This window comes from uncultured Sphingomonas sp., assembly GCF_964237155.1.
Lineage (GTDB): Bacteria > Pseudomonadota > Alphaproteobacteria > Sphingomonadales > Sphingomonadaceae > Sphingomonas.
In genome coordinates this window covers 23,171-41,835 of the sequence record NZ_CAXSHH010000013.1, presented here as the reverse complement: position 1 = coordinate 41,835, position 18,665 = coordinate 23,171, and the positions used below count along the sequence as shown (strand labels likewise).

Below are 18,665 nucleotides of genomic sequence, written 5' to 3'. Positions count from 1 at the left end.
ATTATCCATGAGCGTCACGCCGGTCGATCTCGCGAGCCTCCTATGCTCGCGCTTGTGTCACGACCTGCTGTCGCCCGTGGGCGCGCTCAATAACGGCCTTGAGCTGCTCGCCGACGAGACCGATCCCGCGATGCGCGACCGCTGCATGGAATTGCTCGGCGAAAGCGCGCGCGTGTCGGCGAACAAGCTCAAATTCTTCCGGTTGGCGTTCGGCGCGGGCGGCGGCTTCGGCGACGCGATCGACGCGCGCGAGACGCAAGGGGCCGTGCGTGGCCTCGTCGCCGACAACAAGCGCCTGGAGCTTGGCTGGTACGTCGACGAGCCCACGCTGTCCAAGCCCGCGACCAAGGTGCTCCTGAACCTCGTCCTCGTCGCAGCCGACGCGCTGGTGCGCGGCGGCAGCCTGGACGTCGGCGCGGAAGAGACCGCGCGCGGCGCGGAGATCGTGATCAAGCTCGAGGGCCCGCGAATCATCCTCGACCCCGCGCTCCGCCGCATGCTGGTGGATGGCGAGGGCCCGGACGAGGGTGAGGCGGTGACCGCCCGCTCGGCCCCGGCCTACGTGACCCACGAACTCGTGACGCGCACCGGCGGTTCGATCCAGGTGTCCGAACCCACCGACGGCGTGATGATCCTGGGTGCGGCGCTCCGGAACGGGTAAACCCGGATTTAACCTCGCGCGTCCATGGCTTGTGTCATCAAGGCGGGGACCGCATGGACGAGCTGCTTCAGGAATTCATCGCCGAAACCCGCGAAACGCTCGAAGCGCTCGCGGGTGAGGTGGTCGCGTGGGAGGCGAACCCGACCGACCGCGCGCGTCTGGACGCGATCTTCCGCTTCGTCCACACGGTCAAGGGCAGTTGCGGGTTCCTGGACCTGCCGCGCCTCGCGCGCCTTAGCCATGCCGCCGAGGATGTGCTGGCCGCGGTGCGCGACGGCGAGCGCCGGCCGGACACCGCGCTCGTGAACGCGGTACTGGCGATCGTCGACCGCATCGGCGAGATCGTGGAGGCGATCGACGCGGGCCACTCGCTGGACGACTCGGCGGAGGACCTGCTGCTCGCCGCGCTCGCCGAAGATGCGCAGCCGCCCGCGCGGAACGCCGGGCCCGCGCCGCTTCGCGCGCCCATGCGCAGCGTCCGCCTGAACGTCGACCTGCTCGACCGCATGATGAGCGGCATGTCGGACATGGTGCTCGCACGCAACGAGCTCGCCCGGCGCATGCGCGACGGTGACGGCGATCCGCGCGCCGACGCCGCACTCGAACGCCTATCCGCCACGGTCGCCGAGATGCGCGACACGGTGACCCGCACCCGCATGCAGCGGATCGAGGCGCTCTTCTCCGCGTTGCCCCGCATGGTCCGCGACACGGCCGCCTCGCTCGGCAAGGCGGTGACGCTTCATATCGAGGGGTCCGACGTCGAACTCGACCGCGAGATGATCGAGGTCATGCGCGATCCGCTCGTCCACATCATCAGGAACGCGGTCGACCACGGGATCGAAGCGCCCGCGCGACGCCGCGCGGCGGGCAAGCGCGAGACCGGACGCCTGACCGTCTCGGCGCGCCAGTCGGGCAACCGCATCATCATCGAGGTCGCCGACGACGGCGCGGGCATCGACGTCGCCCGCCTGGTCGCGAAGGCGGGCGCGGTGGGTCTCCACGACGCGCCCACGCTGGCGGCGATGGGCGACGCCGCCCGCCTCGACCTGATCTTTTCGCCCGGCCTGTCCAGCCGCGACGCCGTGTCCGACATATCGGGCCGCGGCGTCGGCATGGATGTGGTGCGCGCCAACGTCGAACAGATCGGCGGGCGCGTGTCGCTCCTGAACGCGCCAGGCGCGGGGCTGACCGTCGTCATGGAGGTGCCGCTGACCCTATCGATCCTGTCGACGATCGTCGTCGGGGCGGCCGACCAGCGATTCGCGCTCCCGCGCCAGTCGGTCGAGGAGATCGTGACACTACGCGGCGACGCCGTGCGCGTCGACCTGCTGGGGGACTCGCCGATCGTGACGGTGCGCGGGACCAGGCTACCCCTCGTCGACCTCGCCGCGCTCCTGAACCTGCGCACCGGCCTGTTCTTTAACATCGACACGATCGTCGTGGTCTCGACGCGCGACGGGTCGTTCGCGCTCGCGGTCGACAGCGTGATCGACACGGAGGAGCTGGTGGTGAAACCCGCCGCACCCGCCGTCATGGCCACCGGTCTGTATGCCGGCCAGACGTTGCCCGACTCGGGGTCGCCGATGCTGCTGCTCGACGGCGCGGGCATGGCCGCGGTCGCCGGCCTGCGCTTCGGCCTCGCCGATCCCGTCAGGGAGGCGGAGGCCGAAAAGGATCCCGGCGTCTCCGCGCTGCTGTTCCGGGATCTCGACGGTCGTCGCCGCGCGATCGCGCTCGCCTGCGTCGACCGGGTCGAGACCGTTTCCGCCAACGCGATCCGCTTGACCGCCGGGCGGCTCAGGCTGGCGGTCGACGGCCGCATCGTCCCGCTCCATGCGGTAATCGACGCGCAGGACGGGTCGGACGCGGCCACCGCCACGGTGCTCCGCCTGACTGACGGCGACACCCTGATCGCCTACCGCATACACGAGGCGATCGAGATCGTCCGGCTCCCGCCCGAGCTCGCGCCCGCCGCCGTCGGCCACTGCCTGGGCGTCGCGATGATCGATGGCGAGCAGGTCGAGGTCGTCGACCCGCTCACGCTGTTCGCCCAGGCCGGGACCGCCGCGCCCACCGGTCCGCTGTGCCTGCTCGATGCCGACCAGGGTGGCTGGATGAACATTTTCCTCAAGCCGACCTTGGAAGCCGCGGGGTATCGTTGCGTGAGCCGGCTCGCCCCGGGCGAGCGCGCCGCCATCGCACTCGCCTTCGACACCGCCGCCGATGTCGGCGGGGTCGCGGGGGAGGGGGCCACTCCAGTCGTCCGCCTCACCACCGACCGCGCCGGGGCCGACGGCGCGCGTACGGTCCACCGTTACGACCGCGACGGCCTGCTCGCCGCCATCGCGGCGCGGATCGCGCCGCTACAGGTCAATGCCACCAGGATCGCCTCATGACCGAACTGTTCCTCGTCGCCCAAATCGCCGGGCGCGGCGTCGCCATTCCCGCCGACCAGGTCGATTCGGTCGTGGATATCGGTGAGATCGTCGCGGTTCCGCGCGCGGATGCGTGCGTGAAGGGCCTGGCCGCGCTCCGCAGCCGGGTAGTGACGGTCATCGACACCGGGCTGGCCCTGGGCCTGGCACCCCTCGGCCGCACCGCGCGCGCGGTCATCACCCTGGTCGACGGCCATGGCTACGCCATACTCGTCGACACGCTGGAGGATGCGTGCGCTCTCGATCGGAGGCCCCTATCGTTCGGCGTCGCGCTTGGTCCCGGCTGGCGCGTCGCCGCGACCGGCGTCCTCGAGCGCGACGGCGAACCGCTGCTGATCATCGATCCGGCGGCGCTCGTCCCCGCCGCGCTATCCCCGGCCCCCGCCTCGCTATCCTCGGCTTCGTCGACCCAGGCGGCTTAACCCGCCCGTTACCTCTTCCCGGCTAGGACCGGGTGCGCTCAAGCGAAAGATTGCTCATGAAGACGTGCCTCGTCGTCGACGACTCCAAGGTGATCCGCAAGGTCGCGCGTCACATCCTCGAAACGCTCGACTTCACCGTCTCGGAGGCGGCGGACGGACGCGAGGCGCTCGACCGCTGCCTTGCTTCGCCGCCCGACGTGATCCTGCTCGATTGGAACATGCCCGTGATGAGCGGGATGGACTTCCTACGCGCGCTGCGCACCTCGGACGTGCCGACGCGGCCCAAGGTCGTGTTCTGCACGACGGAGAATGGCATGGCCTACATCCGGGCCGCGATCGAGGCGGGGGCCGACGAATACGTCATGAAGCCGTTCGACCGCGACACGCTTGAATCCAAGCTTCAGATCGTCGGCGTCGCCTGAGCGTCAGAGCCGACGCCAGGCCATTTTGGTGCCCGCCGCCGCACCTTCCGCCGCGTCCAGGCTCGGCCGGGTCCTGATCGTCGACGATTCGGCGGTGGCAAGGGCGGTGCTGGCGCGCGTCGTCGACGGGTCCGACGGGCTCCGAGTCGTCGGATCGGTTCCGACCGCGACCGCCGCGCTCGCCTTCCTGCAGGCCGCGCAGGTCGATCTGGTCATCCTCGACATCCACATGCCCGGCATCGACGGACTGACCGCCTTGCCCGGCCTCCTCGCCGCCGGGCGGGGCGCCAAGGTGTTGATCGTGTCGTCGTCGGCCGGCGAGGGTGCCGCGGGCGCCATCCAGGCGCTGGCGCTCGGCGCGGCCGACACCTTGGTTAAGCCGTCGCCGGGCGAACGGTCGCGCGGCTTCGAAACCGGGCTGATCGAGAAACTGGAACACCTGCTCGTTCCCGGCCGGCGGTCGTCCACGCCGCCGGTCGCGCCCGGGCCCGTCGCGCCGACGCCCGCCGCGACCGTCGCGCTCGGCCCTTCGATCGACGCGTTCGACGTGGTCGCGATCGGCGCGTCGACCGGCGGCATCCACGCGCTCTCGCACCTGCTCCGCGCGCTACCAGCCGCCATGTCGACGCCCATCATGGTGACCCAGCATCTCCCGGCGTCGTTCATGCCCTATTTCGCGGCGCAGCTGGCGCTTCTCGCCGGGCGGCCCTGCGAGGTCGCCGCCGACCGGATGCGCCTGCGGCCCGGGCGGATCGTGGTCGCGCCGGGCGACGCGCATCTGCGTTGCGTGTCGCTCGGCAATGGCAGCGGCGCGGTCCGCCTGTCGACCGATCCGGCGGCGAGCGGTTGCCTGCCCTCGGTCGATCCGATGTTCGATTCGGTCGCCGACTGTTTCGGCGCGCGCGCGCTCGGTGTCGTGCTGAGCGGCATGGGTCGCGACGGCGTGGCCGGCGCGCGACGGCTCACGGCCGCGGGCGGCTGCCTCGTCGCGCAGGACGAGGCGAGCTCGGTCGTCTGGGGCATGCCCGGCGCGGTCGCGGCCGCCGGCCTGACCAGCGCGCTGCTGGACCCGGCCGCCCTCGGCGCGTTGATCGCCTCGCGCAGGCGCCCGCTGTTACCGCCCCCCGTGACCGCGGCGTGACCGCCGCCGTCCGCCCGAACGGACCGGCCGTCCTGTCGGCGCTGCTTGAGGCGCGCACCGGCCAGCAGCTCTCCGACGACCGCGCCTGGCGCATGGACACCTCGCTCGGGCCACTCCTACGCGAGCTTGGGCTCGGCACCCTCGACCAGCTCGTGCAACGCCTCCTGGCCGGGGCCGACCCGTCGCTCGGCGACCGCATCGTCGATCGGTTGCTCAACCAGGAATCGTCCTTCTTCCGCGACGCGGCCGCGTTCGACCTGATCGGCGGGGCGTTGGCGGACCTGTGCTCCGACCGCCGCGCGCGCATCTGGAGCGCGGGATGCTCGACGGGCCAGGAGCCGCTGTCGCTCGCCATGCTCGTGGCCGAACGCGCCGACGCTCCCGCCTTCGAGATCGTCGCCACCGATGTTTCCGAGGGCGCGCTCGCCCGCGCGCGCGCCGGCCGCTACACCCAGTTCGAGATCCAGCGCGGGCTACCCATCCGCCGCATGATCCGCTGGTTCGACGCGGCCGATCCCGATTGGGTCGCCAAGCCCGAACTGATGCGCGCCCTGTCCTTCCGCCGCGCCAACCTCGTCGCCGACGAACCGCCGCCCGGCCGCTTCGACCTGGTCATGTGCCGCAACGTCCTGCTTTATCTAACGCCCGCCGGACGCGCCGCGGTGTTCGACCGCCTGGCCCGGGCGCTTCGCCCCGGCGGCCTGCTCGTGCTCGGCGCGGGCGAGACCGTCATCGGCCAGACCCACGCCTTCGCGCCCAGCGCCCGGTTCCGCGGGCTGTACGAGACGACCGCGTCGCAAAGGAGCGACGTCGCCGCCTGACGGTTTACAACCGCGCGAGCGCCCGCCAAGCTCGCGGACGCATGACGATCATCGATACGCCCTCGCCCAACCACGACGAACGCCCGGGGCCGGTCACGATGATCGTGCTCCACTATACCGGCATGGCCGACGCCGAGTCCGCCATCGCCCGCCTGCGCGATCCCGTCGCCAAGGTCTCCGCTCACTATCTCGTCGCGGAGGACGGCACGACGCTGCGCATGGTCGACGAGGCGCGGCGGGCTTGGCACGCGGGCGCGTCGCATTGGCGCGACGTCGACGACGTCAATTCGGCGAGCGTCGGCATCGAGATCGTCAATCCGGGCCACGAATTCGGCTACCGCCCGTTCCCCGACGAACAGGTGGCCTCCGTCATCCGGCTCGTCGCCGCGATCAAGGACCGCCATGGGATAACGCGGGGCAACATCGTCGGCCATTCCGACATCGCCCCCGCCCGCAAGCGCGATCCCGGGGAATTGTTTCCCTGGCACAGTCTGGCCCGGCTCCGCCTGGCGTTGCCGCGCCCGACCAGGAACCTCATGGACCCGAACTGGACGGAGGCGGGCTTCCTCCTGGCGCTCGAACGGTTCGGCTACGACGTCACCGACCGGATGGCGGCGGTCATGGCGTTCCAGCGCCGCTTTCGCCCCGAACTCGTGGACGGCGAGGTCGATGCGGAATGCCGGATGATCCTCCTCGCCCTCCTCCTTCCCAAACCGCAGGGCGACGATTAGGCCGCCGCGTGGCGCATCCGCGCAAAGCCTGCCGGAGAGGCGAAATCCACTTTCGCGATCGACCTCATTGGGGCTAGGGCCGTCGCGTCAGAGGGTCGGGCGGCCGCGTCGCGCGCGAGCGCGTCGAGGAAAGTCCGGGCTCCGCGGAACGACGGTGCCGGGTAACGCCCGGCGGCCCCGGAGTTGATCCGGGGTCAGGGAAAGTGCCACAGAGAGCAGACGGCGACGGCTTCGGCCACGTCAGGGTGAAAGGGTGCGGTAAAAGCGCACCGCGTCTCCGGCGACGGCGACGGCACGGCAAACCCCACCGGGAGCAAGACCGAATAGGGATGGCATGGGGTTTCGGCCTCGGGGCGTGTTCCCGCCCGCCGTCCGGGTTGGTCGCTGGAGGCGGCGCGTAAGCGTCGTCCGAGAGGAATGGTCGCCCCCGTCCTCATGGGCGGGACAGAACCCGGCTTACAGACCCTCTGACATCACGCGCGAACAGGCACAGGGGCGGGGTGCCGCGATCAACAGCCGCCCGGTTGGCGGGTCGATCGGCGATATGGTCAATCCGCGTCGACGACCGCCGCCGACGCCTGCAATTCCGCCGTCGGCACCAGCACCCGCCCGGGCTTCCCGACTGTATCGAGCGGCGTGTCGCGGTCGATCTCCATCAACGGTTTCAGCAGCCCATCGCGGATGTCGTACACCCAGCCGTAAAGGATCAGCGGCTGTTCCCGCGCGAAGGCGTCCTGAACGGTCCTGGTGCGCGCCAGGTTGAGCAGCTGGTCGCGCACGTTCACCTCGACAAAGCGATTTACCCGGGCCTCGTCGTCCGGCAACGTGTCGATCTCGTCGGCATGCGCCAGACGTACCGCGCGCGCATTGTCCAGCCAGCGGTCGATCGGCCCGGTTGTCCCGCCCGCCATTGTCGCCTTGATGCCGCCGCAGCCGTGATGCCCGCACACGATGACGTTGGGCACCTTCAGCTCGTCGACCGCGAACTGGACGACGGACATCAGGTTCATGTCGTCACGGTCGATCAGGTTGGCGATGTTGCGATGGATGAACATCCGGCCGGGCGACGTCTGCGTCATCTGTTCGGGCGAGACGCGGCTGTCGGAACAGCCGATCCACAGGAATTTGGGCTGCTGACCCATGACCTGCCGGGTGAAGTACTGGGGGTCCTCGTCCAGTAGTTCCGCCGCCCAGGCCTTGTTGGACAACAGGAGCTGCTTGTTGTCCTTCATGCGAAGCTCGCCTCCGACGATGGGGCCTGGATCAAGGGAGCCGTGCGCTTGCCGATATCTCCGCGCACCTTGACGGTGATGCCCCGGTACCCTGCGCCCTTGATGAAGGCGTTGATGATCTCGACGTTGTCCAGATCGACGTAACTGGTCGACGACAGGTCGATCAGCAGGTCGGCCCCGTCGGTCACGCGTCCCAGTTCGCGTTGCAGCTCGTATTTATGGATGAAATACAGGTTGCGCCGCGCGCGGATCAGGCAGTCGTTGCCGTCGCACGCGAACGTGATCGCGGTGCGGAAATTGCGCGCGATCACGAAGGCGAACCCGACCGCCAGTCCGATGCCGATGCCGATCAGCAAATCGGTGAACAGGATCGCCAAGATCGTGACGACGAATGGGACGAACTGCGTCCATCCCTGTTTGTACCGCGCGACGAACAGCGCCGGTTTGGTCAGCTTGTACCCCGTCGCGATCAGCACCGCCGCCAGCGCCGCCAGCGGGATCAGGTTCAGGACCGCCGGGATCAGCGCGACGCTCAACAGCAGCCAGGCGCCGTGCAGCATCGTCGACAGCTTGGACTCCGCGCCCGAATCGACGTTGGCGGATGACCGGACGATCACGGACGTCAGCGGCAGCCCGCCGAGCAGCCCGGACACGATATTCCCCGATCCTTGCGCGAACAGCTCGCGGTTCTTGTCGGTGGTGCGGCGTTTGGGGTCCAGCTCGTCGACCGCCTTGACGCTCAGGAGCGATTCCAGGCTGGCGACGATCGCCAACGTCAACGCCGTCGTCCAGACGGCGAGGTTGCCGACCTGCCCGAAATCGGGGAGCGAGAACAACCCGGTGAACTCGCCGAAACTTCCCGCGACGGGTACCTCGACCAGGTGATCGCGCCCGAGCCGGCTCGTCGGCGCGAGCAGCCCGAGCAGCCAATTGCCCACCACCCCGATGATCACCACCACGAGCGGCCCGGGCAGGAACCGGAGCGGACCTTCCTTGGGCCGCGCCTTGTCCCACCAGAACAGGAACGCCAGGCTAACGCCCGCGATCAGCACCGCGCCCGTCGTCGTGCTCTCACGCGCCGCGCGCCAGATGGAGGAGAAGGTGTTGTACCCGTCGGCTTGAAAGAACTCGAAATCGCCCCCGTAATCGCCGTCATACCCCAAAGCGTGGGGGATTTGCTTCAGGATCAGGATCAGCCCGATCGCCGCCAGCATCCCCGTGATGACCGACGACGGCACGAATTCCGCCAGCACGCCGCCGCGCGTCAGGCCGAACGCGACCTGCATGACCCCCGCCAGCATCACGGCCAGCAGGAACGCCTCGAAACTCGGCATCCGCTCGATCGCCGCGAAGACGATGACCGTCAGGCCGGCCGCCGGGCCGCTGACCGACAGCGGCGACTTGGACAGCGCGCCTACCACGATGCCGCCGACGATGCCCGCGATCAGGCCCGAGAACAGCGGCGCCCCCGACGCGAGCGCCACGCCCAGGCACAGCGGCAGCGCCACCAGCGCGACCACGATCGACGCGGGCAGGTCTGCCCGCCAAGTGCGGAGCGGCGAAAAACTTGTCGGCATCGGGACTCCAGCTCCGCGGTCGCGAGGCGATACGCCGCCCTCGCCGGGTCGGGCCGTATCAGAGATGAACGCTTGCCGCACCGGTCGTCGGCAAGCCTCGCGCAATCGACGAACCGTGCTTCCCGCACGACATGGCGAAGCCGCCGCGATCGGTGGAGTCGGCGCGGTTGCGCGAACCGGGCGGGTGTCTATGTCGACCTCGATGGCGCGCACCTCCGGCAGATCGAGTGATTGGGGTTTTCCCCGTTGGCGTGGCTACGGCGTCGACCGCGGCGCGACCCAGGTGCGGCTGTGCGACCGCCACGGCTGCACCGAGCCCGGCGACCGCCCCGCGCCCAAATCGCCCAACAGCCCCGATCGTTGGTATTTCTGCGAGACGCATGCGGGCGAGTATAATCGCGGCTGGAATTACTTCGAGGGCCTGAGCGCCGAGGAAGCCGCCGCGCGTGAGAAGAAGGAGAGCGGGGAGGGGGAGGCGTACAAGCAGGCCGGCCATTATGGCTGGGGCGGATCGGGCGATGGCAGCCGCTCGCGCGACGAGATGCGCGCGCTGGAGGTCCTCGGCCTCGATCCCGACGCCGATTTCGAGGCGGTGCGCGCCGCCTGGCGCCGCCTCGCGAAGGCCAGCCACCCCGACGTCAAGCCTGGCGACGAGGCCGCCGCCGCACGCTTCCGCGCGGTGCAGGCGTCCTACGAGGTGCTGCGCACCGCCGAGGACCGACGCCAATGGAAGCCGACCGCGTGAAGACGATCATCCGGTCGAATTGGGAACGCGCGTTCCTGGTCTGCGGCAAGTGCTCGGGGAAATTGGGTGGCGGCTTCGGTCCGAAAGGCCGCACCCCGCTCGCCAAGGCGCTCCGCACGGAACTCGGCATCGGCAAGGGCCGCAAGGCCCGGATCGGCGCGACCGAAGTGAAGTGCCTTGGCGTGTGCCCCAAGCGCGCGGTGATGGCGATCGACTCCGCCGATGTCCGGACCTGGCACATGATCCCGGCCGGTGCCGACATCGCGGAAGTCGCCCGGACACTGCTCGGCGACGCGGTCGGTCCCGAACCACCTGGTCGGGTGGCGCTTGCGGTGACGAACCTCGTCTTCCCCGATCAGGCGACCGCGGCGTAACGCTCCGCCGTTTCGCGGATCAGCGCGATCATGTTCGGAACGCCTTGCGTCCTGCTCGAACTCAGCTGACGCTTCAGGTCGAAAGGCGCGAGCGCCTCCGTGATGTCGGTCGCCAGGATCTCTCCCGCAGCCCGGTCCTGAACCGTCAGCAAGATCAGCGCGATGATGCCCTTGGTGATCGAGGCGTTCGAGTCCGCCAGGAAATGCAGTCGGCCTCCCTCCACGGGCATGGGATAGACCCAAACGGAGGCCGAACACCCGCGCACCAACGTCGCCTCGGTCTTCAGCGCGACCGGCATCGGCTCCAATTCGCGCCCAAGATCGATCAGCAGGCGGTAACGATCGTCGGGATCGAGGAACTCGTATTCCTCGCGGATGTCGGTGAGATTGGGCATGAATGAAAGGTAGGAGAGCGGAGGAGGGCGGGCAACCGCCGCCCCTCAAACCCTCTCCCGCCTTCGCGGGAGGGGGAAAGACGTGGCGTAGCCACGGCGAGGATGAGGGCCGGACCTGTCCGGGAAAGACCCGCTCCTCACCCCGGCGCGCATCGCACCCGTCCCTCTCTCGGAAGCGGGCGAGGGATGGATCACAACTCCACCCCCGCGGCGATCGCCTCCAGCTTCCTGATTCGCTCACGCAGATCCGCGATCTCGATCCTGGCGCCGGCTTGGCCGGACGGCATCGCCGGCCCGCTCCGCGCCTCGATCTCGCGGCATTTAAGCGCTACCCAGTCGCGCCAGCCCCAAAGGCCCGCGCCGACCAGCATCGCCAGCCCGGTCAGGCCGGATACCGCGCAGGTCACATAGAGGTTCACGTCCTGCATCGCTTCCTCCTTCAACGGTCACGCAGCCGCTCGATCTCGTGATCGAGACCGACCGTGCCATGGGTGTCGGTGATGACCCGTTCGAGCACCTGGATGCGATCCTTCATCTGCCTGACCTCATCCTGGAGACGCAGCGTCTCCGCGTCTCCGCCGCCGACCCGGGGCGCCTTGTGTTCGTGGCGGTGCCGGTTCTTCACGATCCCGCCGATGACGCCGATCAACACGATCAGGACCACCATCCATTGTCCACCGGTCATGGTTGTTCTCCCTGTTCCTCGTTGAGCGGCCGATCAGTTCAATGGCAGGGCGTCGCGCAGCTGCTCGATCTCGCCCGCCAGGTCCGCGCCGCGGTCGGTGATGATCCGCTCCAGCACCCGGACCCGCTGCTCCAGCCGCTCGGTCTGCGCGGCGTATTGGGCCGCCTTTTCGGCGATCATCGTCGCCTCGTATTCCAGCCTGCGCTCTTTCAACGCGATCCAGGGCGCGACGATCAGCTTGGCGATTATCGCGGTGATCGGGATCAGCATCCCAACGATCGGGATCAGCAATGGGCTCATGGGAACGGTCCTCGGTTGGCGCGGTCGCGCAGCTTAGCGCAGGCTCTCGATCTCGCTCGCCAGCTGCGTGTTTCGGCTGGTGTAGAAGGTTTCCATGTCAGCCAGGCGGCGATCTATCTCGCGCAGCTTGGACCGGACCTCGGTCGTCGAGCGGGTCGGGTTGGTGCGCACGCCCTGCCAGAACTTCGCATCCTCCGGCGTGTCATACAGCCCGCTCGGCCGCTCGTTCGCCATCCAGGCGACCAGGAGATAGGCGACCAGCGTCCAGGGAAAGCCCCCGGCCAGCGTCAGCAGGATCACGCCGATGCGGACCCACATGACCTCCAGGCCCGTATAGTCGGCCATCCCGGAGCACACGCCCTTCCATTTGCGGTTCTGCCGATCGAGATAGAACTTGGTACGGCTGCCGGACATGTCAGTTCCTCCGATCAATGGAATGGGACTGCTGGGAAGAGATGAGACCGGATTTCCACTCGGGAGCCGAGGTACTCAGGCCGGGCCGGAAGTCGGGATTGTCGGCCGCCACGATCCGCTCGATCGTGTTCAGCCGATCCTCCAGCCGCCGCGCGAGGACATGCATCTCGTCGAGCAGCTTCTCGTCCTCGTTGGTGATGCGCGGCAGCTGCTTCCACTTGGTTATGTAGTGCATGATGATCCACGGCATGCCGATGAAGATGGCCGGGATGACGATGAGGGGAACCAGGATGTCGTCCATGCTCAACCCTCCCGGTTGCTGTTGGCGTTCAGGCGGCGCTTGAGCTCGGCAAGTTCCGCGTCGACCCGGTCGGACGCTCGCAGGTCGGATATCTCCTCCTCCAGCGTCTTCTGCACGCCCAGGCCCATCGCCTCCGCGCGGCCCTCGGCGTCGTCGACCCTGCGCTCCAGCACGTCGAAGCGGCTGAACGCGTCCTCCGTCTTCGCGCCGGCATACATCTCGCGCAGGCGCACCCGGTTGTTGGCACTCTCCAGCCGCGTCTGGACCGAACTCTGCTTTGTCCGGGCCTCGCGCAGCCGCGTCTGGAGCTTGGCGATATCCTCCTCCGACGCCCTGAGCGCGTCGTCGAGCACGCCGACCTCCGCCTTCAGCTGATCGGCCATGTCCGTCGCCTTCTGGCGCTCGACCAGCGCCGCCTTGGCCAGGTCCTCGCGGTCCTTGCTCAGCGCCAGCTCGGCCTTCTCGGTCCAGCTCGCCTGCAGGCCCTCCAGCTTGGCGATGTGCCGGCGCATCTCCTTCTGATCGGCGATGGTGCGCGCGGCGGAGGCGCGGACTTCCACCAGCGTCTCCTCCATCTCCAGGATGATCATGCGGATCATCTTGGCGGGGTCCTCGGCCTTCTCGACCAGATCGGCGAAATTGGCGGCGACGATGTCGCGTGTGCGGGAGAATATGCCCATGGAACTGTTACTCCGGTGATGGGATCAGGCGGTGAGGACGATCGGCGCGGACACCCGCTCCAGCCGGGCCTGCGCGGGGCCGACCGCGCCGAGGATGCAGGTGACGCTCATCACCATCGTGCAGACGACGGCGGCGAAGCGGCGGGTGAGGTCGGTGTTGAACATGGTGTAGGCTCCCTTGGCTGGCGTCATCCGCGCCGTTGTTCGTGGTACGGCGAGAGTTTTGCATGGCTTGTGCCAACTCGCTTCCAGGTCGTCATTCCCACGTAAGCTGAGATCATAATTCGTTTGTTAACAACCGCTTAGTCGCATCCCAGCCCCAGAACCCAGCTCTCGTCGGAGTGACGGGTCGTATAGGGGCTTGCCAAGACTTGGGATTTCGCGCCAGATACTTGGCGTGGAACGCGCGTCGCAGGTCATTGGCCAATCAGGCGTTTTCCTGGATGTATTGGAGCGCGCGAGTCGCGCGGCCGCGCTTGATCGACCCGTGCTCGTCATCGGTGAACGCGGCACGGGCAAGGAACTCGTCGCCGAGCGGCTTCACCGCCTCAGCCCGCGTTGGGACCAGCCGCTGGTCGTCATGAACTGCGCCGCGCTTCCCGAGACGCTGATCGAGGCCGAACTATTCGGACATGAGGCGGGGTCGTTCACCGGGGCCACCAAGGCGCGGGCGGGACGTTTCGAGGAGGCGGACGGCGGCACCTTGTTCCTGGATGAGCTGGGCACGCTGTCGATGGCCGCGCAGGACCGTTTGCTGCGCGCGGTCGAGTATGGCGAGATCAACCGCATCGGCTCGTCGCGCCCGATCCGCGTCGATGTCCGTATCGTCGCCGCGACGAACGAGCACCTGCCGGACAAGGTCGAGGCGCACGAGTTCCGCGCCGATTTGCTCGACCGGCTTTCCTTCGAGGTCGTGACCTTACCGCCGCTCCGCGCTCGCAAGGGCGATATCCTTGTGCTGGCCGATCATTTCGGGCGACGGATGGCCGCGGAACTTGGCTGGGGCACTTGGCCCGGCTTTGGTCCGGACGCGATCCGGACGCTCGGCGGGCATGACTGGCCGGGCAACGTCCGCGAGCTCCGCAACGTCGTCGAGCGGGCGACCTATCGCTGGGACCGTGAGGAGCCGATCGATCGGATCGAGATCGATCCTTTCGATTCGCCATATCGCCCAGGGGCTGGAGCGCGCACTGGTGCGACGCCGACCCAGCCGGATGCGGTGGGCGAGACAGCACGCGACGATGCCCCGATCGTCGCATGCGAGACCGGACCGTCCGACTTCAAGTCCCAGGTCGCTCGGTTCGAATCCGACCTGCTCTCCCGCGCGCTCGCCGAGCACCGCTTCAATCAACGGGCCACCGCCCTGGCGCTCGGCCTCACCTACGACCAGCTCCGCCACGCCCTGCGCCGCCATGAGCTGGTGGCGACAGGCTGATCGGTCGGCCAGACGCGCCTGAATTTCGCCCAAAGCCCGACGATGGGGATTTGAACGAAATCAAGCTGCAGGACGAGCCGCCATATCGCCGGTGCTCGAGGTGCTGCTCGATCCATTTTGCGACGGCCGATCCCAAACCTGCACGAATGTTGCGTCGCGCGTGGCCAACGGGTTCATTCCGTCGCTTGTAGGGCGGATCGCGCGCGATTATAGGCCCGGTCGCCAACGGGGCGGTTCTGCGATGCGACTCAAACCGAACAGGTAGGGTCGAGCGCGGTGGGGAGATACATTGATGGCAAGCGCGTTCGATCGTGCGGACCGGTCCGACGTGTTGGCTCTGGCCGCCGCCAACGACGGCGAGCCGGAGTATCTTCCGTACGTCGACGAACCCTTCATGAGCCTGCGTCAGCAGGCCTATTTCCGGCGCAAGCTGATCCGGTGGCGCGATGCGATCCGACTGGAGTCGCAAGGGACGCTAAGCCAGCTTCAGGTTGATTCGCTGCGCGAGGCGGATCTGAACGATCGCGCATCGACGGAGACCGACTGGTCGATCGAGCTGCGTACCCGCGATCGCCAGCGCAAGCTGGTCAACAAGATCGAAGCGGCGCTCCGCCGCATCGACGAGGGCGAGTACGGCTATTGCGAGGTCTCGGGCGAACCGATCAGTCTTGGGCGGCTGGAGGCGCGACCGATCGCGACGATGACCGTCGAGGCTCAGGAGCGTCACGAACGCAACGAGAAGATCTCGCGCGAGGATTGACCGGTCTGCCGTTAACGCTTCGCTAACCTGCGCGCCGTACCCGTTTGGACATGTCGGACCCGATCAACATGAAGCCGCGTGGTGCGTCATCGGCGATCGGCGACAATCTCGCCGCCGGACAGCGCAGCCGCGGGCGCGACAGCCTTTTCCTCGCCGCCCGACTTCGCATCGGCGACGAGGAAGCGACCGACATCCGCGTTCGCAACCTGTCGGCAGGTGGCCTGATGATCGATAACGCGCCTCCGGTGACGATCGGCGCCGCGCTTATCGTCGAACTGCGACATATAGGCGCGGTCTCCGGCAAGGTGGCCTGGTACACGGAAGGGCGCGCCGGTATCGCCTTCGACGACCCGATCGATCCCATCAGGGCGCGCAAGCCGGTCGCGACGCGGCCTGTGGAACCTGGCCCCTCTCGCGGCTGATCCGTGACGGCTGGCGGATCAGGGCTGCGCCATTTCTTGTTTCAATCGCAGCTTCCGCTTCTTCAATTCGGCGATCACGATGCTGTCGGGGGCCGGCCTGTGGATCTCCTGCTCGAGCCGCTGATCGAGCGCCGCGTGCTTGAACTCCAGGGCCGATTGGTGCGATGACTGCATGTTGCCGAAACCTCCTGGTTGGTGTGGAGGATCCAGTAGAACACACGGCTTGCGGAAAGTCGCGTGCGTCGACGGGCGTGATTCGACGTAACCGCGCTTTTCAGCGACGGCCCGATGCGCCATTCGGTAAAGGCGGGTTGGGGAGGCGGCGAATGGACGAGGCGGCGATCGCGATGCGGCTGGAGCAGCTCCGGACCGAACACCGGGATCTGGATGCGGCGATCGAGGCGCTCGTCGAGGGTGCCTCGACCGATCAGATGCGGATGGCGCGGCTCAAGAAGCGCAAGCTGCGCTTGCGAGACGAGATCGCGCAGCTCTGCGATCGGCTTATCCCCGATATCATCGCCTGAACGGTTCCGGATCGGGACGCGCCCGGCGCTGGGCGACGGCTTCTGATCGTGGCAGAACGACTCGGTGATTTCCGATCCCATCCACCGTCGCCTGCGGGACTCGTTGTACCAAGATGCGATGCTGCTCGCGGACGAGGCGCGCGCCTATTTCGACGATGCGCTTCGTCGGGAGGCTTTCGACCTCGATCCACTCGCGCGGGTCCAGACATCGTGCGAGTCGCTGAAGGTGACGACCCGACTTCTTCACGTCGTCGCCTGGCTGCTGCACTGGCGCGCCGTGGACGCAGGCGAAATCGCGCCGCTCGAACTACGGCTTCCGGCACGCGGCCTCGGATCGTCCCCCGCTTGCAGTAAGGAGGCGCTCGCGCTCATGCCGGAGCGTGCGCGCGAACTCGCGGCGGCCAGCCTTGATCTCCACCGCCGCGCGGTGATGCTCGATGAAGCGGCGGAGGCGATCGGGCCGGGTCCCGCCCGCCTGATCCAAGAACGGCTTGCCCGCGAGTTTTAGGCGGCGAGCCGCAGCCTTTCGCGCGCAGCACGGTATTCGCGCTCCAGCCGGTCGATGCGGTCGGCCACGTCCTCGATGGCGACGACGGCACCGATGCCCTGACCCGATCCCCAGATGTCACGCCACGCCTTGGGCTTGGCGGAGTTGCCCCCGCCGAAATCCATCGTCTTCAGGTCACCCTGAGGCAGGTTGTCGGGATCGAGTCCCGCGCGCTCGATCGAACCGCGCAGGTAGTTGCCGTGGACGCCGGTGAACAGGTCTGAATAGACGATGTCCGCCGCGCGCCCGTCGACGATCCCCTGCTTGTAATCGGGATCGGCGTTCGCCTCCGTCGTGGCGATGAAGGGCGAACCGATATAAGCGAAATCCGCGCCGATCGCCTGCGTGGCAAGTATCGCGTCGCCCGACGCGATCGATCCGGACAATGCGAGCGGCCCGTCGAACCAGGCGCGGATCTCGCCGATCAGCGCGAAGGGCGACAGTCGGCCCGCATGCCCGCCCGCGCCGGCCGCGACGGCGATCAGGCCATCCGCGCCCTTCTCGATCGCCTTGCGCGCGTAACGGTCGTCGATCACGTCGTGCAACGCGATTCCGCCCCAACCGTGAACTGCGGTGTTCAGGTCCTCGCGCGCGCCGAGCGAGGTGATGACGATCGGCACCTGCCATTTGGCGCAAGTGTCCAGATCCTGCTCCAAACGGTCGTTTGATTTGTGAACGATCTGGTTGACCGCGTACGGCGCGGCCGGGCGCTCCGGATGGTCACGGTTGTGCGCCGCCAGTTCCTCGGTGATGCGATGCAGCCATTCGTCGAGCAGCGTCTGCGGCCGGGCGTTGAGAGCCGGAAACGAACCGACGATCCCCGCCTTGCATTGCGCGATCACCAGCTCCGGCCCGGAGATGATGAACAGTGGTGAACCAATCACGGGCAGGCGCAGACGGTCGAGGATGGCGGGCAGGGTCATGCCATCGGTTTTGTACGGCAACGGACCTGCTTGTCTAGCCTATCGGCGTCAGTCGATCCGGCGCAGCCCCGCAGCGCAGGCCCGCGCCTTGGCCACATAATGTGCGGCCGACATGATAAGCGCAGCGCGCGCGGCTTCGTCCAGTTCGCGCACAGCGCGCGCAGGACTGCCGATGATCAAGCTGCCGGGCGGGAAGACCTTCCCCTCCGTCACCAGCGCGCCTGCGCCGACGATGCACCCGTCCCCGATGACCGCGCGGTTGAGCACGATCGCCCCCATCCCGATCAACGCGCCGTCGCCGACGGTGCAGCCATGCAGGATCGCGTGATGCCCAATCGTGCAATCCTTTCCGACCGTCAGCGGCGCGTCCGGATCGGAATGGAGCATCGCCCCCTCCTGCACGTTCGTCCGCGCCCCGATCGTGATCGGCGTGTTGTCCGCCCGCACCACCGCCCCGAACCAGACACTCGCCTCCGCGCCGAGCACGACGTCGGCGATCAGCTCCGCAGTTGGCGCGATCCAGGCGGTCGGGTGCAGGGCGGGGCGCAAGCCTCCAAGTTCATAGATAGCCATCCACGCACGACCGTAGCATGGTGACCCACGATGAAAAGTAGGATGGTGGACGCACTTGGGCTCGAACCAAGGACCCGCTGATTAAGAGTCAGCTGCTCTACCAACTGAGCTATGCGTCCGTGACCGGCGGTCGGCCAGGCCGATG

Annotated in this window: 27 protein-coding genes, 1 tRNA gene and 1 other RNA gene; 15 read left to right on the top strand and 14 right to left on the bottom strand. The window is 68.0% G+C overall.

Features of this window, described 5'->3' with window-relative positions; translation table 11 throughout:
* The first annotated feature begins 7 nt into the window (after positions 1-7).
* The 8 genes from ACFE71_RS05130 (at position 8) to rnpB (ending at position 7,108) form a co-directional block, all read left to right on the top strand.
* Positions 8-661, top strand: coding sequence for a histidine phosphotransferase family protein (locus ACFE71_RS05130; protein ID WP_375427736.1), 654 nt, complete (start codon positions 8-10; stop codon positions 659-661).
* A gap of 53 nt (positions 662-714) precedes the next feature.
* Positions 715-3,057: a chemotaxis protein CheA gene (locus tag ACFE71_RS05125; RefSeq protein WP_375427735.1), complete on the top strand. Its 2,343-nt coding sequence runs from the start codon at positions 715-717 to the stop codon at positions 3,055-3,057.
* Positions 3,054-3,518, top strand: coding sequence for a chemotaxis protein CheW (locus ACFE71_RS05120; protein ID WP_375427734.1), 465 nt, complete (start codon positions 3,054-3,056; stop codon positions 3,516-3,518). Before ACFE71_RS05125 ends, ACFE71_RS05120 begins: the two co-directional genes overlap by 4 nt.
* A 56-nt stretch (positions 3,519-3,574) precedes the next feature.
* Entirely contained in the window at positions 3,575-3,940 is a 366-nt protein-coding gene (locus ACFE71_RS05115) for a response regulator (RefSeq protein ID WP_375402815.1), read from the top strand.
* A 28-nt stretch (positions 3,941-3,968) separates the two neighbouring features.
* On the top strand, positions 3,969-5,081 hold the full coding sequence (gene cheB, locus ACFE71_RS05110; protein WP_375427733.1) for a chemotaxis-specific protein-glutamate methyltransferase CheB: 1,113 nt from the start codon (positions 3,969-3,971) through the stop codon (positions 5,079-5,081).
* On the top strand, positions 5,078-5,902 hold the full coding sequence (locus ACFE71_RS05105) for a CheR family methyltransferase (RefSeq protein ID WP_375427732.1): 825 nt from the start codon (positions 5,078-5,080) through the stop codon (positions 5,900-5,902). The genes cheB and ACFE71_RS05105 overlap by 4 nt, the downstream gene beginning before the upstream one ends.
* Positions 5,903-5,943: 41 nt before the next feature.
* Positions 5,944-6,633, top strand: coding sequence for an N-acetylmuramoyl-L-alanine amidase (locus ACFE71_RS05100; RefSeq protein ID WP_375427731.1), 690 nt, complete (start codon positions 5,944-5,946; stop codon positions 6,631-6,633).
* A gap of 87 nt (positions 6,634-6,720) precedes the next feature.
* An RNA gene (rnpB, locus tag ACFE71_RS05095) (RNase P RNA component class A) lies at positions 6,721-7,108 on the top strand.
* A 73-nt stretch (positions 7,109-7,181) separates the two neighbouring features.
* Here the strand turns inward: rnpB and ACFE71_RS05090 are convergent.
* A complete protein-coding gene (locus ACFE71_RS05090) occupies positions 7,182-7,865 on the bottom strand; it encodes a carbonic anhydrase (RefSeq protein WP_375427730.1) in 684 nt (227 codons plus the stop codon).
* Positions 7,862-9,442 (bottom strand): SulP family inorganic anion transporter, encoded by a 1,581-nt coding sequence (locus tag ACFE71_RS05085; RefSeq protein ID WP_375427729.1) that lies wholly within the window; start codon positions 9,440-9,442, stop codon positions 7,862-7,864. Before ACFE71_RS05085 ends, ACFE71_RS05090 begins: the two co-directional genes overlap by 4 nt.
* A gap of 202 nt (positions 9,443-9,644) precedes the next feature.
* Here ACFE71_RS05085 and ACFE71_RS05080 point away from each other — a divergent pair, with 202 nt between their 5' ends.
* On the top strand, positions 9,645-10,187 hold the full coding sequence (locus ACFE71_RS05080) for a J domain-containing protein (RefSeq protein ID WP_375427728.1): 543 nt from the start codon (positions 9,645-9,647) through the stop codon (positions 10,185-10,187).
* Positions 10,184-10,561 (top strand): (2Fe-2S) ferredoxin domain-containing protein, encoded by a 378-nt coding sequence (locus ACFE71_RS05075; protein ID WP_375427727.1) that lies wholly within the window; start codon positions 10,184-10,186, stop codon positions 10,559-10,561. Before ACFE71_RS05080 ends, ACFE71_RS05075 begins: the two co-directional genes overlap by 4 nt.
* Here the strand turns inward: ACFE71_RS05075 and ACFE71_RS05070 are convergent.
* From ACFE71_RS05070 to ACFE71_RS05035, 8 genes are all read right to left on the bottom strand, one after another.
* A complete protein-coding gene (locus tag ACFE71_RS05070) occupies positions 10,543-10,956 on the bottom strand; it encodes a SufE family protein (protein ID WP_375427726.1) in 414 nt (137 codons plus the stop codon). The two genes, ACFE71_RS05075 and ACFE71_RS05070, sit on opposite strands and share 19 nt — an antisense overlap.
* A 191-nt stretch (positions 10,957-11,147) precedes the next feature.
* Positions 11,148-11,384, bottom strand: a complete 237-nt coding sequence (locus ACFE71_RS05065) for a hypothetical protein (protein WP_375427725.1) — start codon at positions 11,382-11,384, stop codon at positions 11,148-11,150.
* Between the two features lie 11 nt (positions 11,385-11,395).
* Positions 11,396-11,623, bottom strand: coding sequence for a hypothetical protein (locus ACFE71_RS05060; RefSeq protein ID WP_375427724.1), 228 nt, complete (start codon positions 11,621-11,623; stop codon positions 11,396-11,398).
* A gap of 51 nt (positions 11,624-11,674) precedes the next feature.
* The gene (locus tag ACFE71_RS05055; RefSeq protein ID WP_375427723.1) at positions 11,675-11,941 is read right to left on the bottom strand and encodes a hypothetical protein; all 267 of its coding nucleotides are present in this window, start codon (positions 11,939-11,941) and stop codon (positions 11,675-11,677) included.
* 33 nt (positions 11,942-11,974) lie between these two features.
* Entirely contained in the window at positions 11,975-12,355 is a 381-nt protein-coding gene (gene pspC, locus ACFE71_RS05050) for an envelope stress response membrane protein PspC (protein WP_375427722.1), read from the bottom strand.
* A gap of 1 nt (position 12,356) precedes the next feature.
* Positions 12,357-12,656, bottom strand: a complete 300-nt coding sequence (pspB, locus tag ACFE71_RS05045) for an envelope stress response membrane protein PspB (RefSeq protein WP_375427721.1) — start codon at positions 12,654-12,656, stop codon at positions 12,357-12,359.
* Between the two features lie 2 nt (positions 12,657-12,658).
* Complete coding sequence (gene pspA / locus ACFE71_RS05040) at positions 12,659-13,336, bottom strand: phage shock protein PspA (RefSeq protein ID WP_375402829.1); 678 nt, start codon at positions 13,334-13,336, stop codon at positions 12,659-12,661.
* A 24-nt stretch (positions 13,337-13,360) separates the two neighbouring features.
* On the bottom strand, positions 13,361-13,501 hold the full coding sequence (locus ACFE71_RS05035) for a hypothetical protein (RefSeq protein WP_375427720.1): 141 nt from the start codon (positions 13,499-13,501) through the stop codon (positions 13,361-13,363).
* Positions 13,502-13,733: 232 nt separating this feature from the next.
* Here ACFE71_RS05035 and pspF point away from each other — a divergent pair, with 232 nt between their 5' ends.
* The 3 genes from pspF to ACFE71_RS05020 all read left to right on the top strand — a co-directional run bounded on the left by pspF (position 13,734) and on the right by ACFE71_RS05020 (position 15,953).
* Entirely contained in the window at positions 13,734-14,771 is a 1,038-nt protein-coding gene (gene pspF / locus ACFE71_RS05030) for a phage shock protein operon transcriptional activator (RefSeq protein ID WP_375427719.1), read from the top strand.
* A gap of 292 nt (positions 14,772-15,063) precedes the next feature.
* Positions 15,064-15,531: an RNA polymerase-binding protein DksA gene (dksA, locus tag ACFE71_RS05025; protein ID WP_375427718.1), complete on the top strand. Its 468-nt coding sequence runs from the start codon at positions 15,064-15,066 to the stop codon at positions 15,529-15,531.
* Between the two features lie 50 nt (positions 15,532-15,581).
* The gene (locus ACFE71_RS05020; RefSeq protein WP_375427717.1) at positions 15,582-15,953 is read left to right on the top strand and encodes a PilZ domain-containing protein; all 372 of its coding nucleotides are present in this window, start codon (positions 15,582-15,584) and stop codon (positions 15,951-15,953) included.
* An 18-nt stretch (positions 15,954-15,971) separates the two neighbouring features.
* On the opposite strand, the gene ACFE71_RS05015 is transcribed toward ACFE71_RS05020, so the two are convergent.
* Complete coding sequence (locus ACFE71_RS05015) at positions 15,972-16,127, bottom strand: YdcH family protein (protein WP_375427716.1); 156 nt, start codon at positions 16,125-16,127, stop codon at positions 15,972-15,974.
* Between the two features lie 152 nt (positions 16,128-16,279).
* On the opposite strand from ACFE71_RS05015, the gene ACFE71_RS05010 reads away from it, so the two are divergent.
* On the top strand, positions 16,280-16,477 hold the full coding sequence (locus tag ACFE71_RS05010) for a YdcH family protein (RefSeq protein ID WP_375427715.1): 198 nt from the start codon (positions 16,280-16,282) through the stop codon (positions 16,475-16,477).
* A gap of 64 nt (positions 16,478-16,541) precedes the next feature.
* Positions 16,542-16,985, top strand: coding sequence for a DUF1465 family protein (locus ACFE71_RS05005; RefSeq protein ID WP_375427714.1), 444 nt, complete (start codon positions 16,542-16,544; stop codon positions 16,983-16,985).
* Here ACFE71_RS05005 and ACFE71_RS05000 read toward each other — a convergent pair.
* The 3 genes from ACFE71_RS05000 to ACFE71_RS04990 form a co-directional block, all read right to left on the bottom strand.
* The gene (locus ACFE71_RS05000; protein WP_375427713.1) at positions 16,982-17,947 is read right to left on the bottom strand and encodes an NAD(P)H-dependent flavin oxidoreductase; all 966 of its coding nucleotides are present in this window, start codon (positions 17,945-17,947) and stop codon (positions 16,982-16,984) included. The two genes, ACFE71_RS05005 and ACFE71_RS05000, sit on opposite strands and share 4 nt — an antisense overlap.
* 48 nt (positions 17,948-17,995) lie before the next feature.
* Positions 17,996-18,520 (bottom strand): gamma carbonic anhydrase family protein, encoded by a 525-nt coding sequence (locus ACFE71_RS04995; protein WP_375427712.1) that lies wholly within the window; start codon positions 18,518-18,520, stop codon positions 17,996-17,998.
* Positions 18,521-18,563: 43 nt separating this feature from the next.
* Positions 18,564-18,639 (bottom strand) — tRNA-Lys (locus ACFE71_RS04990).
* Positions 18,640-18,665 lie beyond the last annotated feature (26 nt).